Annotated in this window: 16 protein-coding genes; 4 read left to right on the top strand and 12 right to left on the bottom strand. The window is 71.2% G+C overall.

All coding sequences use genetic code 11. The features are described from left to right. Positions 1–304: 304 nt before the first annotated feature. Together tyrS and ACZ7PG_RS51040 are read right to left on the bottom strand one after the other, a co-directional pair. The gene (gene tyrS, locus ACZ7PG_RS51045) at positions 305–1579 is read right to left on the bottom strand and encodes a tyrosine--tRNA ligase (protein WP_470246474.1); all 1275 of its coding nucleotides are present in this window, start codon (positions 1577–1579) and stop codon (positions 305–307) included. A 32-nt stretch (positions 1580–1611) separates the two neighbouring features. Further along, positions 1612–2250 (bottom strand): DNA-3-methyladenine glycosylase, encoded by a 639-nt coding sequence (locus tag ACZ7PG_RS51040; RefSeq protein WP_470246473.1) that lies wholly within the window; start codon positions 2248–2250, stop codon positions 1612–1614. 104 nt (positions 2251–2354) lie between these two features. Here ACZ7PG_RS51040 and ACZ7PG_RS51035 point away from each other — a divergent pair, with 104 nt between their 5' ends. Genes ACZ7PG_RS51035 through ACZ7PG_RS51025 form a run of 3 tightly spaced genes read left to right on the top strand, consistent with a single transcriptional unit; the run spans position 2355 to position 4227 of the window. Further along, positions 2355–2915, top strand: coding sequence for a hypothetical protein (locus ACZ7PG_RS51035; protein ID WP_470246472.1), 561 nt, complete (start codon positions 2355–2357; stop codon positions 2913–2915). Further along, positions 2912–3577, top strand: a complete 666-nt coding sequence (locus tag ACZ7PG_RS51030; protein ID WP_470246471.1) for a DUF4166 domain-containing protein — start codon at positions 2912–2914, stop codon at positions 3575–3577. Before ACZ7PG_RS51035 ends, ACZ7PG_RS51030 begins: the two co-directional genes overlap by 4 nt. Beyond that, positions 3577–4227 (top strand): TetR/AcrR family transcriptional regulator, encoded by a 651-nt coding sequence (locus ACZ7PG_RS51025; protein WP_470246470.1) that lies wholly within the window; start codon positions 3577–3579, stop codon positions 4225–4227. The genes ACZ7PG_RS51030 and ACZ7PG_RS51025 overlap by 1 nt, the downstream gene beginning before the upstream one ends. On the opposite strand, the gene argH is transcribed toward ACZ7PG_RS51025, so the two are convergent. The 8 genes from argH to argC are packed head-to-tail and all read right to left on the bottom strand — an operon-like array spanning position 4220 to position 11647. Then, on the bottom strand, positions 4220–5635 hold the full coding sequence (argH, locus tag ACZ7PG_RS51020; protein WP_470246469.1) for an argininosuccinate lyase: 1416 nt from the start codon (positions 5633–5635) through the stop codon (positions 4220–4222). The two genes, ACZ7PG_RS51025 and argH, sit on opposite strands and share 8 nt — an antisense overlap. Positions 5636–5665: 30 nt before the next feature. Next, positions 5666–5929 (bottom strand): argininosuccinate synthase, encoded by a 264-nt coding sequence (locus ACZ7PG_RS51015; protein ID WP_470246468.1) that lies wholly within the window; start codon positions 5927–5929, stop codon positions 5666–5668. Next, a complete protein-coding gene (locus ACZ7PG_RS51010) occupies positions 5926–6426 on the bottom strand; it encodes an arginine repressor (RefSeq protein WP_155546218.1) in 501 nt (166 codons plus the stop codon). Before ACZ7PG_RS51010 ends, ACZ7PG_RS51015 begins: the two co-directional genes overlap by 4 nt. Then, the gene (gene argF / locus ACZ7PG_RS51005; RefSeq protein ID WP_470246467.1) at positions 6423–7349 is read right to left on the bottom strand and encodes an ornithine carbamoyltransferase; all 927 of its coding nucleotides are present in this window, start codon (positions 7347–7349) and stop codon (positions 6423–6425) included. The genes ACZ7PG_RS51010 and argF overlap by 4 nt, the downstream gene beginning before the upstream one ends. Then, positions 7349–8551 carry an acetylornithine transaminase gene (locus ACZ7PG_RS51000; protein WP_470246466.1) on the bottom strand — a complete coding sequence of 401 codons (1203 nt, stop codon included), beginning with the start codon at positions 8549–8551 and terminating at the stop codon, positions 7349–7351. The genes argF and ACZ7PG_RS51000 overlap by 1 nt, the downstream gene beginning before the upstream one ends. Further along, positions 8548–9465: an acetylglutamate kinase gene (argB, locus tag ACZ7PG_RS50995; protein ID WP_470246465.1), complete on the bottom strand. Its 918-nt coding sequence runs from the start codon at positions 9463–9465 to the stop codon at positions 8548–8550. The genes ACZ7PG_RS51000 and argB overlap by 4 nt, the downstream gene beginning before the upstream one ends. Beyond that, positions 9462–10622 carry a bifunctional glutamate N-acetyltransferase/amino-acid acetyltransferase ArgJ gene (gene argJ, locus ACZ7PG_RS50990; RefSeq protein ID WP_470246464.1) on the bottom strand — a complete coding sequence of 387 codons (1161 nt, stop codon included), beginning with the start codon at positions 10620–10622 and terminating at the stop codon, positions 9462–9464. The genes argB and argJ overlap by 4 nt, the downstream gene beginning before the upstream one ends. Beyond that, positions 10619–11647: an N-acetyl-gamma-glutamyl-phosphate reductase gene (gene argC, locus ACZ7PG_RS50985; RefSeq protein ID WP_470246463.1), complete on the bottom strand. Its 1029-nt coding sequence runs from the start codon at positions 11645–11647 to the stop codon at positions 10619–10621. Before argC ends, argJ begins: the two co-directional genes overlap by 4 nt. A gap of 209 nt (positions 11648–11856) precedes the next feature. On the opposite strand from argC, the gene ACZ7PG_RS50980 reads away from it, so the two are divergent. Continuing rightward, positions 11857–12822, top strand: coding sequence for a helix-turn-helix transcriptional regulator (locus tag ACZ7PG_RS50980; RefSeq protein WP_470246462.1), 966 nt, complete (start codon positions 11857–11859; stop codon positions 12820–12822). 197 nt (positions 12823–13019) lie between these two features. Here ACZ7PG_RS50980 and ACZ7PG_RS50975 read toward each other — a convergent pair whose 3' ends face one another. Both ACZ7PG_RS50975 and ACZ7PG_RS50970 read right to left on the bottom strand, forming a co-directional pair. Next, positions 13020–13517 (bottom strand): helix-turn-helix domain containing protein, encoded by a 498-nt coding sequence (locus ACZ7PG_RS50975; RefSeq protein WP_470246461.1) that lies wholly within the window; start codon positions 13515–13517, stop codon positions 13020–13022. A gap of 213 nt (positions 13518–13730) precedes the next feature. Then, the gene (locus tag ACZ7PG_RS50970; RefSeq protein ID WP_470246460.1) at positions 13731–15314 is read right to left on the bottom strand and encodes an alpha/beta hydrolase; all 1584 of its coding nucleotides are present in this window, start codon (positions 15312–15314) and stop codon (positions 13731–13733) included. Positions 15315–15355 lie beyond the last annotated feature (41 nt).

Genomic DNA, 15355 nt, shown 5'->3' with positions numbered 1-15355 from the left:
ACCTCATACGAGGTTCTATATAAGCTCTACTGGCTTAGTTCACTAGCACACTGTTGAGTTCTCAAGCAACACACCTCGAGTCGCACCGCTTTCACACGGCCTTACTCGAATCGAGTATTCCTAGCAGTTTTTGGTGGGACACCCACTCAATCGCGGTGAGCGAGAGCTTGGTTCGTGTCCCGGCGGCCACCCGGTTTCCCTGGCGACTTGGAGAACTTTACACCCCGGATGAGGGCCCGAAACAGGGGGGTACCTTAACCGCGTTCCCGCAGGTCAGAACCCTGTTTCGGGCCACCGGGGCCGGTCAGCCGCCGAGGGCGACGCCGGCGACGTTGCGGCGGCCCCGGCGGACCACCAGCCACTTGCCGTGCAGCGCGTCCCCGAGGGACGGCTTCCACTCCTCGTCGGCGACCTTCACGTTGTTCACGTACGCGCCGCCCTCCTTGACCGTCCGGCGTGCCGCGCCCTTGCTGTCCACCAGTCCCCCGGCGAGCAGCAGGTCGACGATCGTCACCTCACCGGACGGGTCGACCTTGCCGTTCGGCACCTCGGCCATCGCCGCGTCGAGCGTGCGCTCGTCCAGCTCGCCGAGCTCGCCGCGGCCGAAGAGCGCCTGGCTGGCGTTGATCACCTGCCGGGTCTGCTCCTCACCGTGGACGAGGATCGTGAACTCCTCGGCCAGCCGCTTCTGCGCGGCCCGCAGGTGGGGACGCTGTTCGGTGTCCTCGGCCAGCGAGGCGATCTCCTCCTGGCTCAGGAACGTGAACATCCGCAGGTAGCGGATCACGTCGGCGTCGCCCACGTTCACGAAGTACTGGTACCAGGCGTACGGCGAGGTCATCTCCGGGTCGAGCCAGAGGTTCCCGCCGCCGGTGGACTTGCCGAACTTGCGGCCCTCGGCGTCGGTGACCAGCGGCGCGGTCAGCGCGTGCGCGCCCGCCGCGTCGGTCCGGCGGATCAGGTCGACCCCGCCGACGAGGTTGCCCCACTGGTCGGAGCCGCCGACCTGCAGCTTGCAGCCGTACTTGCGGTACAGCTGCAGGTAGTCCTGCGACTGCAGCAGCAGGTAGCTGAACTCGGTGTAGGACATGCCGTCACCCTCGAGCCGGCGCTTGACCGTCTCCCGGTTGAGCATGACGTTGACCGAGAAGTGCTTCCCGACGTCGCGCAGGAACTCCAGGACGTTCTGCTCGCCGGTCCAGTTGAGGTTGTTCTCGACGATCGCCCCGGTCACCGAGTCGTCGAAGTCGACGAACCGTTCGAGCTGGCCGCGGATGCGCCCGGCCCACTCGGCGACGACGTCGAGCGTGTTCAGCGTGCGCTCGCCGGTGTCGCGAGGGTCGCCGATCATCCCGGTCGCGCCGCCGGCCAGCACGATCGGCCGGTGCCCGGCGCGCTGGAAGCGCTTGAGCATGAGCAGCGGGACCAGGTTGCCGGCGTGCAGGCTGGGTGCGGTGGGGTCGAAGCCGCAATAGAGCGTCACGGGACCCTGGTCGAGCTCGCGCCGGAGGGCGTCGATGTCGGTGGACTGCGCGATGAGGCCGCGCCAGGACAGCTCGTCGAGGATGTGTTCGCTCACGCCTGTAGATCCTCCCGCACCAGGTCAACCGACTAAACGGCGGGTCGGACCCGGCGCTTCCCGCCGCGGCGGTAGGTGGACACGGCCGGCGACGCGCCGTCCCAGAAGCGCCACGGCGTGTCCATCGCCATCGCGACGCCGACCCGGGGGCCGACGCGGATCCGCTCGGGCGGCACGCGCTCGCCGACGCGCAGCCGGACCGGGGACGCCGGGTCGGTCAGGTCGACGCCGTTCTGCGTGCGGTCGACGCGCAGCACCGACGTCAGGATGGCCGGGCCCTTGGCCAGTTCACCGGTCCCCCGGGCGTTCGGGCGCCGCTTGCGGACGACGTCGAGGCCTTCAACGACCTCGCCCGCGCGGAGCAGCACCGCTCCGGGCATGTCCTCGTGGGTGCCGACGACGTTCGCGCAGAAGTGCATCCCGTAGACGAAGTACACGTACAGGTGGCCTGCGGGCCCCCACATGACGGCGTTGCGCGGGGTGCGGCCGCGGTAGCAGTGCGACGCCGGGTCGTCCTCGCCGCGGTAGGCCTCGACCTCCACGAGCCGGACGCCGACGGTGCCGTCGGGGCCGGTGGCCTCCAGCACCGAGCCGAGCAGCAGGTGCGCCAGGTCGACGGGGTCGAGCGCCAGCTCCTCACGGGTGAACAACCGGCTTGCGTCGCCGCTCAAGCGAACCTCCCTCGGGGTCCCGGTCACCCTAGTACTTGAGCGATCGCTCAAACTTCACTACAGTCGAATTGAGCAGTCGCTCAAACTCTGAGGGGAGCCGGCAGATGCGACCGAAGGCGCTCTACGTCGAGACCGTGATCCGCACGGACCTGGACACGTTGTGGCGGCACACGCAGGACCCGGACCTGCATCGCCGCTGGGACCTCCGCTTCGCCGACATCAACCCGCTCGCCGGGCACGACGGCCACTTCCGCTACGCCTCGCGGTTCCTCGGGGTCACCGTCACCGGAGTCGGGGTGAGCGCGGCGTCGCGCACCTGGCCGGACGGCTCGCGGACATCGGTGCTGCGGTTCGCCTCCGCCGACCCGTTGTCCCTGATCAGCGCGGGTGCCGGGTTCTGGCGGTACACGCCGGTCGACGGCGGCGTCCGCTTCGTGACCGGCTTCGACTACGGCACCCGCTGGGGACGCTCCGGACAGCTGGCGGACCGGGTGTTCCGGCCGGTCTTCGGGTGGATGACGGCCTGGTCGTTCGACCGGTTGCGGCTCTGGCTCGAAACCGGGACCCCACCCGAGGACCAGCCCCTGACCGCGCCCTCGGCCGCCCGCTGCGGCCGGACGCGACCGCGTGACCGCGCGGACGGACCGGTCGGAGTGCCGGCATGAGCGTCTTCGCACGCGCGCTCGGCGCGGACTTCGCGCTCCTGCACCCGCGGATGCGGGAACGGCTCGCCCTCTCGGACGGGCGCGGCATGATCGGCCACGGCGTGATGGACCGGATCTGGCGCGGGCCCGGGTTCACCCTGCCGTTCCTGTGGCTCGGGTCGACGCGGCACATCCTGTTCCCCGAGCGCGGGCGGAACGTGCCGTTCACCATCGAGAACTACCCGTACGTGGACAGCCACGGCCGCGAGACCGTGTCCTTCGTACGCACTTTCGAGCTCCCGAAACGGCGAAGGCGCTTCGACGCGCAGATGGTCTACGGCGCCGAGCGCGGGCTCGTCGACTACCTGGGGACGCACCAGCACCTGGCGGTGGACCTCACCGTGTCGGCCCGGCCGGACGGCGGGTTCCGGATCCGCTCGGGCGAATTCAGGCTGCGGGAAGGCCCGATCCGGGCCGGCCTGCCACGGGTGCTCACCGGCACCGCCCAGGTCGAGGAGTGGTTCGACGAAGCGAGCGGGCAGTTCCGGATCGAGGTCGCCGTCGTCCACCCGCGGTTCGGGCCGCTGTTCGGCTACGAAGGCGGCTTCACCCCGAGATTCGTCGATGTCCGCGGCGGGGTCAGCGGGGCGGTCAAGCCGCTTCGTGAGAAGGTCATGGACTGATGGGCACCGGCCGGAACTCCAGCTCGCGGGACACGAAGCAGAAGCTCGTGGACGGCGTGCTCGAGATCGTCCGGCACCAGGGCATCACCGCGGTCTCCGCCCGGTCGGTCGCGACCGCGGCCGGCGCGAACCAGGCGCTGATCTTCTACCACTTCGGCAGCGTCGAGGAGCTCGTCGCGCAGGCGTGCATCCTCGCGACCGAAGCCCGGGTCTCGCTCTACCGCGAGCGCTTCGCCGCCGTGAACTCGGTCGGCGACCTGCTGCAGCTCGGCCGTGAGATCCGGGTCGCCGAACGCGCCGAGGGCAACCTCGCCGTGCTGGCCCAGACGCTGGCCGGGGCGCAAGGCAGCGAACGGCTCTCGGAGGCCACCCGCGAAGGCCTGGACAAGTGGATCACCGAGGTCCGGACGGCCCTCGAGCGCGTGCTCGAGGGGTCGCCGCTGGCCGAGCTGGCCGACCCCGCCGGGCTGGCCCACGCCGTGTCGTCGGGGTTCCTCGGGCTGTCGCTGTTCGAGACCGTCGACCCCGAGGGCGCCGAGCAGGCCGTGACCGCGCTGGAGCAGCTGGCCGTGCTCGTCGACGTCCTGGACGGGCTCGGCCCGGTGGCCACGCGGGCCGTCCGGGCCAAGCTCCGCAAATCCCTCAGTTGAGCCACTGACGAGCGGCGGTCACGCGCTCTTCGAGCCGCGCGCGCTGCTCGGCCACGCGGACCGGCGCGGTGCCACCGCGGGCGTCGCGGGACTTCACCGAACCTTCGACAGTCAGCACGGCCCGCACCTCCGGGGTGAGCGCCGGGTTGATCTTCTCGAACTCCTCGTCCGTCAGCTCGTCCAGGCCGGCGCCGCGGGCCTCGGCGACACGGACGCTTTCGCCCGCGGCCTCGTGCGCGACGCGGAACGGGACGCCTTGGCGCACCAGCCATTCCGCGATGTCCGTGGCCAGCGTGAAGCCGGCCGGGGCCAGCTCGGCGAGCCGGTCGGTGTGGAACGTCAGCGTGGCGAGCATCCCGGCGATCGCCGGGAACAGGAGTTCCAGCTGCTCGACCGAGTCGAACACCGGCTCCTTGTCCTCCTGCAGGTCGCGGTTGTAGGCCAGCGGCTGCGCCTTGAGCGTGGCCAGCAGGCCGGTGAGGTTGCCGATCAGCCGGCCCGCCTTGCCGCGGGTCAGCTCCGCGACGTCCGGGTTCTTCTTCTGCGGCATGATCGAGCTGCCGGTCGCCCAGGCGTCGTCCAGCGTGACGTAGCCGAACTCGGCGGTGTTCCAGATGATCACCTCTTCGGCGATCCGGGACAGGTTCACCGCGAGCATCGCGACGGCGAAGGCGAACTCGGCGACGAAGTCACGGGAAGCCGTGCCGTCGATGGAGTTCTCGACGCTCGTCGCGAACCCCAGCTCCTCGGCGACGGCCTCGGGGTCGAGGCCCAGCGACGAGCCGGCGAGCGCGCCCGAGCCGTACGGCGACTCGGCCGTGCGCGCGTCCCAGTCCTGCAGCCGCGAGACGTCGCGCAGCAGCGCCTGGCCGTGGGCCATCAGGTGGTGCGCGAGCAGCACCGGCTGGGCGTGCTGCAGGTGGGTGCGGCCGGGCAGGATCGCGTCCGGGTGCCGCTTCGCCTGCGACACCAGCGCGTCGATGACGTCGAGCGTGCCGGCGACGACCCGGCGGGACGCGTCGCGCAGCCACATCCGGAACAGCGTGGCCACCTGGTCGTTGCGCGAGCGGCCGGCGCGCAGCTTGCCGCCGAGCTCGGTGCCCGCCCGCTCGAGGAGGCCGCGTTCGAGGGCCGTGTGCACGTCCTCGTCGGCGATCGTCGGGGTGAACTTCCCCGCCGCGACGTCCTGCGCGAGCGTGTCCAGCGCGGCCAGCATGCCGGTCAGCTCGTCCTCGGTGAGCAGGCCCGCCTTGCTCAGCACGCGGGCGTGCGCGCGGGACCCGGCGATGTCGTAGGGCGCCAGGCGCCAGTCGAAGTGCGTCGACGCGCTCAGCGCCGCCATGGCCTCCGCCGGACCACTGGCGAACCGGCCGCCCCACAGCTGCACCGGCTGCTCGTTCCCGCTCACTGTTCTCGCTTCTCCTCGGTGTTCGTGTGTTCAGGCGACCGTGATCCGGCCGTCGTACAGGACCAGGCGGACACTGGCATATCCGCGGCAGGCCCGCCGTTCGAGCGCGGCGCAGGCTTCGCGGCGGCCGATTCTCTGTGCTTCACCGCGTGCGCTCAGCATCCGGTGTGCTTCGGCGACGGAGACGGTCTCGCCGTCGATCGCGACCGGCACCCCGCTGTCGTAGGTCACGACGACCTCGTCCGGCGCGAGGAATTCGCCCTCGGCCGGGAAGACATCGCCGATCGTGATCATGGTGGTCCCTCGTCCGCCGATCGTTGGGCGAGGGCGGCGAACCGTTCGGCCAGACCCTTGCCCGTCAGGGGTTCGCGCGCGATCACCGCGACGGTGTCGTCGCCCGCGATCGAGCCGACGACCTCTTCGAGCGCCGCCCGGTCGATGGCGCTGGCCAGGAACTGCGCGGCGCCGGGCGGGGTCCGCAGCACCATCAGGTTGCCGGACGAGTCGGCCGAGACCATCAGCTCCGCGAGCAGCCGGGAGAGCCGCGACGTGCCGCCCTGCACCCCGCGGACGGGGCTGCCGTCCTCGGGGATGACGTAGACCGGCGCGCCCGAGTCGGGCCCGCGCAGCTTGACCGCGCCCAGCTCGTCGAGGTCGCGCGACAGCGTCGCCTGGGTGACCTCGATGCCCTCGGCCGCCAGCAGCTTGGCCAGCTCGGTCTGGCTGCGGATCGTCATCGTCGACACGAGTTCGGTGATCCGCGCCTGCCGCCCCACCCGGCTGCTGGTCATCGTCGGCTCTCTTCGAACAACCAGACCAGCAGGGCCTTTTGGGCGTGCAGCCGGTTTTCGGCTTCGTCCCAGACCGCGCTGGCCGGACCGTCGATCACCTCGTCGGTGATCTCCCAGCCGCGGTGCGCGGGCAGGCAGTGCAGGACGATCGCGTCGTCCGCGGCCTTCTTCAGCAGCTCGGTGTTGACCTGCAGGGCGCGGAACGGGCCCACCCGGTCGAGCCCGTCGTTCTCCTGCCCCATCGACGTCCACGTGTCGGTGACGAGCACGTCCGCGCCGGCGACCGCCGCGTACGGGTCGGTGAACACCGTGGCGGTGCCGCCGGTCTCCTCGCCGCGCGTCTTGGCGTCGAGCATGACCTGCTGGTCGGGCTGGAACCCGAGCGGCGAGACCACACGGACGTGCATCCCGGCGGTGACCCCGGCGAGCAGCAGCGAGTGCGCCATGTTGTTGGCGCCGTCACCGAGGTAGACGAGGGTGAGGCCCTCGAGCTTCCCCTTGCGCTCCCGGATGGTCATCAGGTCGGTGAGCGCCTGGCACGGGTGGAACTCGTCGGTCAGCGCGTTGACGACCGGGATCGACGCCGCCGACGCCATCGCCTCGATGCGCTTCTGCGCGAAGGTCCGCCACACGATCCCGTCGACGTAGCGCGACAGGACCCGCGAAGTGTCCTCGATCGTCTCTTCGCGGCCGAGCTGCATCGAACGGCCGTCGACGATCACCGGGTGCCCGCCGAGCTGGCTGATGCCCACCTCGAACGAGAACCGGGTGCGGGTCGAGTTCTTCTCGAAGATGGCCGTGATCGACTTGCCGGCCAGGGTCTTGGTGCCCAGCGGGTCGGCCTTCAGCGCGTCGGCGAGGTCGAGGATGGCCTTCTGCTCGACGGGACTGACGTCGTCGTCGCGGAGGAAGTGGCGGAGCATCAGTCGGCGTCCTTCGTGGTGGAGTCGAGCGCGTTCGGGAGTGCGGCGAGGAAGCCGCCGGCCTGCTCGGCGTCGAGCACGAGCGGCGGCGCGAGCCGGATGGTGTCGGGCGCGACCGGGTTGACGAGGTAGCCCGCGTCCTGCACTGCCTTGGCGACCGCGCCCGAGACGGGCTTGCGCAGGGCGATGCCGAGCAGCAGGCCGGCGCCGCGCACCCCGGCGACGAGCGGGTGGCCGAGCGCCTCGACGCCCGCCGCGATGTCCTTGCCCAGCGTCGAGACGTGGTCGAGCAGGCCGTCCGCGGCGATGGTCTTCACCACGGCCAGGCCGGCCGCGCAGCACACGGGGTTGCCGCCGAAGGTGGTGCCATGCTGGCCGGGCTTGAGCAGGTCGCCCGCCGCGCCGACGCCGATCACCGCGCCCAGCGGCAGCCCGCCGCCGAGGCCCTTGGCCAGCGTGATCACGTCCGGGACGACGCCGGCCTGCTGGAAGCCGAACCAGGTGCCGAGCCTTCCAAGGCCGGTCTGCACCTCGTCGAGCACCAGGAGCGTGCCGGTGGCCTTGGTGATCTCGCGGGCGGCCTGCAGGTAGCCGTCCGGCGCCGGGATGACGCCGGCCTCGCCGAGCACCGGCTCCAGGAAGACGGCCGCGGTCTCGGTGTCGACGGCCGCCTTCAGCGCCGCGACGTCCCCGAACGGCACGTGCTCCACCCCGGGCACCAGCGGCTTGAACGGGTCGCGCTTGCCGGGCTGGCCGGTCAGCGTCAGCGAGCCCATGGTCCGGCCGTGGAACGCGCCTTCGGCGGCGATCACCTTGGTGCGCCCGGTCAGCCGGCTGATCTTCAGCGCGGCTTCGTTGGCCTCGGCGCCGGAGTTGACGAAGAGGACCTTGCCGTTGCCGGTCAGGCCGGCGACGTCGAGCAGCGTCTCGGCGAGCTCGACGGCCACCGGGTTGACGTACAGGTTCGAGGTGTGGCCGAGCTGCTTGATCTGCGCGGTGACGGCTTCGACGACCGCCGGGTGCGCGTGGCCGAGCGCGTTGACGGCGATGCCGCCGACCAGGTCGAGGTACTCCTTGCCGTCGGCGTCCCACACCTTCGCGCCTTCGCCGCGGACGAGCGTCAGGCTGGGCGTGCCGTAGTTGTCCATGAGCGCGGACTGCCAGTGCTGCTGGCCGTCCACATTGGACTTGAGGTCGGTCACGGGAGCTCCGTTTCGGGGAAGACCATGGTGCCGATGCCGCGGGAGGTGAAGACCTCCAGCAGCACCGAGTGGGCGAGGCGGCCGTCGATCACGTGCGCCCGGCGCACACCGCCGCGGATGGCGCGCACGCACGCCTCCATCTTCGGGATCATGCCGCTGGCCAGGGTGGGCAGCATCGGCTCGAGGTGGTCGACGCGAATGCGGTCGATCAGCGACGACCGGTCCGGCCAGTTCGCGTACAGGCCTTCGACGTCGGTGAGCACGACGAGCTTTTCGGCACCGAGCGCGGCCGCCAGCGCACCCGCCGCGGTGTCGGCGTTGACGTTGTGCACCACACCTTCGACGTCCGGCGCGACGGTGGACACCACCGGGATGCGCCCGGCGTTGACGATGTCGAGCACCGCGTCCGGGTTGACCTCGGCGACCTCGCCGACGAGCCCGATGTCGACCTGTTCACCGTCCACAGTGGCCTGTTTGCGCTCGGCGGTGAACAGCCGGGCGTCCTCGCCGGAGATGCCGACCGCGTACGGCCCGTGGGCGTTGATCAGCCCGACCAGCTCGCGGCTGACCTGCCCGGTGAGCACCATCCGGACGATGTCCATCGTCTCCGGCGTGGTGACGCGCAGCCCACCCTTGAACTCGCCTTCGACGCCGAGGCGCTTGAGCATCGCGGTGATCTGCGGGCCGCCGCCGTGCACGACCACCGGCCGCAGGCCGGCCAGCCGGAGGAACACCATGTCCTCGGCGAAGGCCGCCTTCAGCTGGTCGTCGATCATGGCGTTGCCGCCGTACTTCACCACCACGGTGGCGCCGTGGAAGCGCTGCAGCCAGGGCAGCGCTTCGATGAGGACCCCGGCCTTCTCGGCCGCCGTCGCGAGTCTTTCGTCCGCGGAAATCAGTGCCTCCTGGGTCATGAGGAGTACGCGCTGTTCTCTTCGACGTAACCGTGCGAAAGGTCCGTGGTGTAGATCGTGGCCGCCTCGCCGCCGACCCCGAGGTCGACGACGATCTCGATGTCGCGCGCGGTGAGGTCGGCTTCCGACCGGTCGGAAGCGGGCATCCCCTGGGCGAAGAGGGTGACGCCGTTGATCGCGATCGACACGGTTTCCGGGTCGATGCGGGCCGGTACCCGGCCCAGCGCCATCGCGATCCGGCCCCAGTTCGGGTCGGAGCCGAACAGCGCGGTCTTGACCAGGTTGTCCTCGGCGATCGTGCGGGCGACCGCGATCGCGTCGGCCTCGGACTCGGCGCCCTGGATGGTGATGTTGACGTCCTTCGTCGCGCCTTCGGAGTCGGCGCGCAGCTGGAGGACGAGGTCGAGGCTGACCTTCGTGAGCAGCTCGGTGAGCTCCGCTTCGGTCGGCTCGACACCGCTCGCGCCGGAGGCGAGGACCAGGACGGTGTCATTGGTGGACGTGCCGCCGTCGACGTCGAGGCGGTCGAAGGTCACGTGCGTGGCCGCGCGCAGGGCCCGGTCGAGGGCTTCCTTGCTCACCACGGCGTCGGTGGTCAGCACCGAGAGCATGGTGGCGAGGTTCGGCGCGAGCATGCCCGCGCCCTTGGCGAAGCCGCCGACGCTCCAGCCGTCGTCGTGCTTCGCGAAGGCCTGCTTGGGCTTCGAGTCGGTGGTCATCACGCCGGTGGCGGCGTTCAGGCTCGCTTCGGCACTCGCGTCGAGGGCCTTGAACGCGGTGTCCACGCCGGACAGGACCGCCTCCATCGGCAGCCGTTCGCCGATCAGGCCGGTGGAGCAGACGGCGACCTCGATCGCGCCCGCCTGCAGCACTTCGGCGACCTTTTCGGCCGTGGCGTGGGTGTCCTGGAAGCCGCCGGGGCCGGTGGCCGCGTTGGCGCCGCCCGAGTTGAGGACGACGGCCTTGAGCCGCTGCTGCTTGAGCACCTCCTGCGACCACAGCACCGGCGCGGCCTTGATGACGTTGCGGGTGAACACGCCGGCCGCGACGTCGAGCGGGCCGTCGTTGACGACCAGCGTGAAGTCGAGCGCGCCGGATGCCTTGATCCCGGCGGCGACGCCGGCGGCGCGGAAGCCCTGGGGGCCGGTGACGGTCACGGTGCCACTCCTACGGTGGAAAGGCCGGTGGTCTCGGGGAGACCGAGGGCCAGGTTCATCGACTGGACGGCACCGCCGGCGGTGCCCTTGGTGAGGTTGTCGATCGCGGCGACGACGACCAGGCGCTTCGCGTCGGCGTCGACCGTGACCTGCAGCTGGACGTTGTTCGAGCCGAGCGTGGCCGAGGTGGTCGGCCAGGCACCCGCGGGCAGCAGCTGGACGAATGGTTCCGCGTCGTAGGCCTTCTCGTACGCCGCGCGGGCGGCGGCCTCGTCGACGTCGGCCTTCAGCGGGGCACTCGCCGTGGTGAGGATGCCGCGGGGCATCGGCGCGAGCACCGGGGTGAAGGACACGGTGACCTTCTCCCCCGCGACGGCCGAGAGGTTCTGCGCGAACTCGGGGGTGTGGCGGTGGGCGCCGCCGACGCCGTACGCGCTCGCCGAGCCCATCACCTCCGAGCCGAGCAGGTTCGGCTTGAGGCTCTTGCCGGCGCCCGAGGTGCCGGTGACGGCGACGACCGTGACGTCCGGCTCGATCAGCCCGGCGGCGAAGGCGGGCGCGAGGGCCAGCGAGCCACCGGTCGGGAAGCAGCCGGGCACGGCGACGCGCTTGGTCCCGGTGAGCTTCTCGCGGGCGCCGGGGAGTTCGGGCAGGCCGTACGGCCACTGGCCGGCGTGGTCGCCGCCGTACCAGCGCTGCCAGTCGGCCGGGTCGGCGAGGCGGTGGTCGGCGCCGAGGTCGACGACCAGGACGTCCGGGCCGAGCTGCGCCGCGATCTCCGCCGAGTGCCCGTGGGGCAGGGCGAGGAACACGACGTCGTGACCGGCGAGGGTCTCCGGCGTCGTCTCCGCGAGGACCCGGTCGGCGAGCGGGACGAGGTGTGGTTGGTGGACGCCGAGCTTCGTGCCGGCGCTGCTGGCGGCCGTGAGCGTGCCGATCTCGACCTCGGGATGGGCCAGGAGCAGGCGCAGGAGTTCGCCGCCCGCGTACCCGCTGGCTCCGGCCACCGCGATGTTCACCGTCATACGCATGATTATGCACGCCCTTGCAAGGCTAAACAAACAGGATTACCGGGAAGTGGTGCCCGCCACCTTGGGAAGCTCGGGCCGCGAGTCGTCGCGCGCGCACTACCGGCGACCTCCTTCGACGTGCCGCACCTCGCCGGGCGGGCCCGGCCTGGCGAGCCGCTCACCTCGCCGGCAGCATCGAGCCGGAACCTTGGGATGCTGGGCGGATGACGGACACCCCGGCGCGGCTGCTCGGCCTGCTCTCGCTGCTCCAGACACCCCGGGAGTGGCCGGGCAGCGAGCTCGCCGACCGGCTCGGCGTCAGCCCGCGGACGATCCGCCGCGACGTCGAGCGGCTGCGCGAGCTCGGCTACCCGGTCGAGGCCAGCCGCGGGGTCGCGGGTGGCTACCGGCTGGTGGCCGGCACCGCGATGCCGCCGCTGGTGCTCGAGGACGACGAAGCCGTCGCGATCGCGGTGGGGCTGCGGACCGCCGCGGGGCAGACCGTCGCCGGGATCGAGGAGGCGTCCGTGCGGGCGCTGGCCAAGCTGGAGCAGGTCCTGCCGGCGCGGCTGCGCCGCCGGGTGGGCACGATCGGCGCGGCGACGGTCGCCGTGCCGGCCGCGGGACCGGCGGTCGACCCGGCCCAGCTGACGGTGTTCGCCGGCGCGATCACCAACCACGAGACGGTCCGCTTCCGCTACCGCGCGAACGACGGGGCCGAGACGCGGCGCCGGGCCGAACCGCTCCGGCTGGTCGCCACCGGGCGCCGCTGGTACCTGGTGGCCTACGACCTCGACCGCGCGGACTGGCGCGTGTTCCGAGCCGACCGGGTCCGCGACGCCCAGGCGACCGGTGGCCGCGCTGTTCCGCGGAAGCCACCCGCGACGGACCTGGCCGCGTACGTCGTCGAACGGCTCTACGACCTCGTGCCGACGTACCGCGCGGTGGCCGTGCTGGCGGAACCCGCGGCACTGGTCGCGCCCCGCCTCGGCGCGGCGGCCGGCGAGCTGACCGACCTGGACGGCGGCCGGTGCCGGTGGCGGAGCTCCGGGGACACGCTGGACTGGCTCGCGTTCCGGTTGCTGGGGGTGGGGTGCGCGTTCACCGTCGAGGAGCCACCCGAGCTGGTGGCGCACCTGCGGGTGCTCGCGGACCGCGCGACCGCAGCCGCCGGCGCGCGAAGCCGATGACACCTGGACGACACGAGCCCGGTCCGCGACCTCGACACAGAAATGCCGGGCGGGAGTACGCCGCATCGCTTGCGCCGCGGTGACGACCGCGGGTTCGAGCCACACAGCGAAATCGAAAGACATCGGGACGACTCCGTTCGAAGGGGGCGAAGGACGACGGAGGCGGGCCGGTCCACTGTGGACCGGCCCGCCGTCGGTCAGGTGGGCTCCTCCCCGTCCAGGTCCGTGCGCCTGCTCGGGGGCACGGGGAGGTAGCAGGCCGGGTTCTCCGGGTCGCAGCCCACGCGGGGCAGCCGGGCGCGGATGCCGCCGGGGGTGCGCTCGAAGAACGCCGCGATCTGCGCGACGCTCTCGCCCGCGATCCACCGGTTCTCCAGCTCCGCGTCCATCTCCTCGTTCCACGGGCGGCCCTGCTGGGCAGGACGGCCCGCGGATCTTCGTCTCGGCCCCCGGTTTCCGCCGGTCGCCGACAGCAGACCGTCGGCGACGAGGTCGGCGACCGTGGCCGCCACCGCGACGTCCAGGTCGAGGCTGCCCTCGGCGACCGGTTCGCCGCCGGGACCGCCGGCTTCCAGGGTGATCATCACCCGCGGAGTCGGTTCGGCGCGGTCGTCGTCCGTCCTGGTGGCGACCGCGATCTGGTAGGTGATTTCCTGTGCCCGGATCTCGGTCCGGCGCTCTTCGATGATCGACATGCCACGAAGCTAGCGCGCACCCCCGACAATTTTCGGCCACGCACTGCTCACGGGCGGTTTCGCTCCGAAACTGTCGGACCCCTCGCCTAACGTCCCTCCTCGACCACACCACGTGATCGGGAGGCCACGATGGACCAGCGGCGGATGAGCCGGCAAAGACACTGCCCCGGTCCGGGCGAACCGGACCGGGGCAGCGGACTGCGTCGATTTAGCTCAGAAGTGCAGCAGCTGGGCCAGCGTGCTCTGCTTCTCCTGCGCGGCCTTCGCGGAGCTGTCCGACTTCTGCGCCGAGGCACCGTCGGGCACCGGCGCCGGCACCGGGTCGCACTGGACGTCCGAGTGGTTGCCGGGCTGGCGCTTCGGCAGCTTGCCGGTCGCCAGGTAGTCGGCGATCTTGTCGTCCACACAGGACACCCCGGACAGCGAGCCGGCGTGCGTCGTGCCACCGGGCGCGCTGATCAGGCTCGAGTTCGGGAACCGCTTCCGGACCTCGAGGCTGCCGGCGTACGGCGTCGCCGCGTCCAGCTCCTCGCTGATCAGCAGCGCCCCGGCCACCTTGCGGCCGTCGATGTCCACCGGCTTGCCCGCCTTCGCCGGCCAGAACACGCAGGGCGCGTTGAACCAGGCGTTGCCCCAGGTCTCGAACGGGGCCTTGAAGTAGGTCAGCCAGTTGTCGGCGCGCCACTTGTTCCAGTTCGTCGGCCACTGGACGTCCGTGCACTGCACGCCCGCGTACACGGCGAAGCCGTTGTCTTCGCCGGGCGGGTTCGAGTCGTCGTAGAGCGACTTCAGCGTCTGCCAGTCACCCTTGTGGACGAAACCGTCGAAGGCCTCGGCCATGTCGACCCAGCCGAAGACGTAGTAGCCGGCCTGCAGGAAGATGTCCGTCCACTCGTCACCGCCGATGACGCCGCCCGCCGGCTTCTTGGTGAGCTTGCGCTGCGTGTCGTACCAGAGCTTCTCGACGGCGGAGCCGGTCTTGCCGAGGTGGTAGACGCTGTCGTAGGACGCGAGCCAGGCGAAGTAGGTCCTGATGTTCTTGTCGAACGCGACGTCCTGGTCGAGGTTGGCCTCGTACCAGACCTTCCGGGGGTCGACGTTGCCGTCCAGCACCATCCGGCGGACGTTCTTCGGGTACAGCGTGCTGTACACCTGGCCGAGGTAGGTGCCGTAGGAGAAGCCGTAGTAGTTGATCTGCTTCTCGCCCAGCGCCTTGCGCAGGCTGTCCATGTCCTGCGCGACGTCGGTCGTCTTGAGGTGGTCGAGGATCGCGCCGTTCTTCTTGCAGGCGTCGGCGTAGCCCTTGGAGCGGTCGAGCCAGGTCTTCTCGAGTCCCGGCTTGTTCGGCACGTACGCCGGGCGGTTGTAGCTGAAGTAGTTCCCGTCGCAGCTGACCGACGGCTTGCTGGACCCGACGCCCCGCGGGTCGAAGCCGATCCAGTCGTAGTTGTCCCCCGCGTGGTTCGGCACGTACTTGCCGAGCACCGAGAGCCCGAGGCCGGATCCGCCGGGGCCGCCCGGGTTCACCAGCATGATCCCCTGCGACTGCGGGGTCTTGTGCTTGATCCGCGACACCGCGACGGAGACCTTCGCCCCGCCCGGCTTCGCGTAGTCCATCGGCACGTCGAGGAAGCCGCACTCGGCACCCGCGGCCTTCAGGCTCGCCGACGCGCAGGGCCCCCAGGCGATCGGCGCGGGGCTGAACTGCACCCCGGGGTCCGCCGAAGCGGCGGGCGCGGCGGCCATCAGCCCGGCCGCGAGCCCCGCGGCGGCGACAGCGGCAACGATTCTCTTCACAGTCGTCCTTTTCATCCTCATCGGACAGAGTTCGCCGGATT

This window comes from Amycolatopsis sp. NPDC114504 (assembly GCF_055633595.1).
This window is presented reverse-complemented; position numbering and strand designations above follow the sequence as displayed.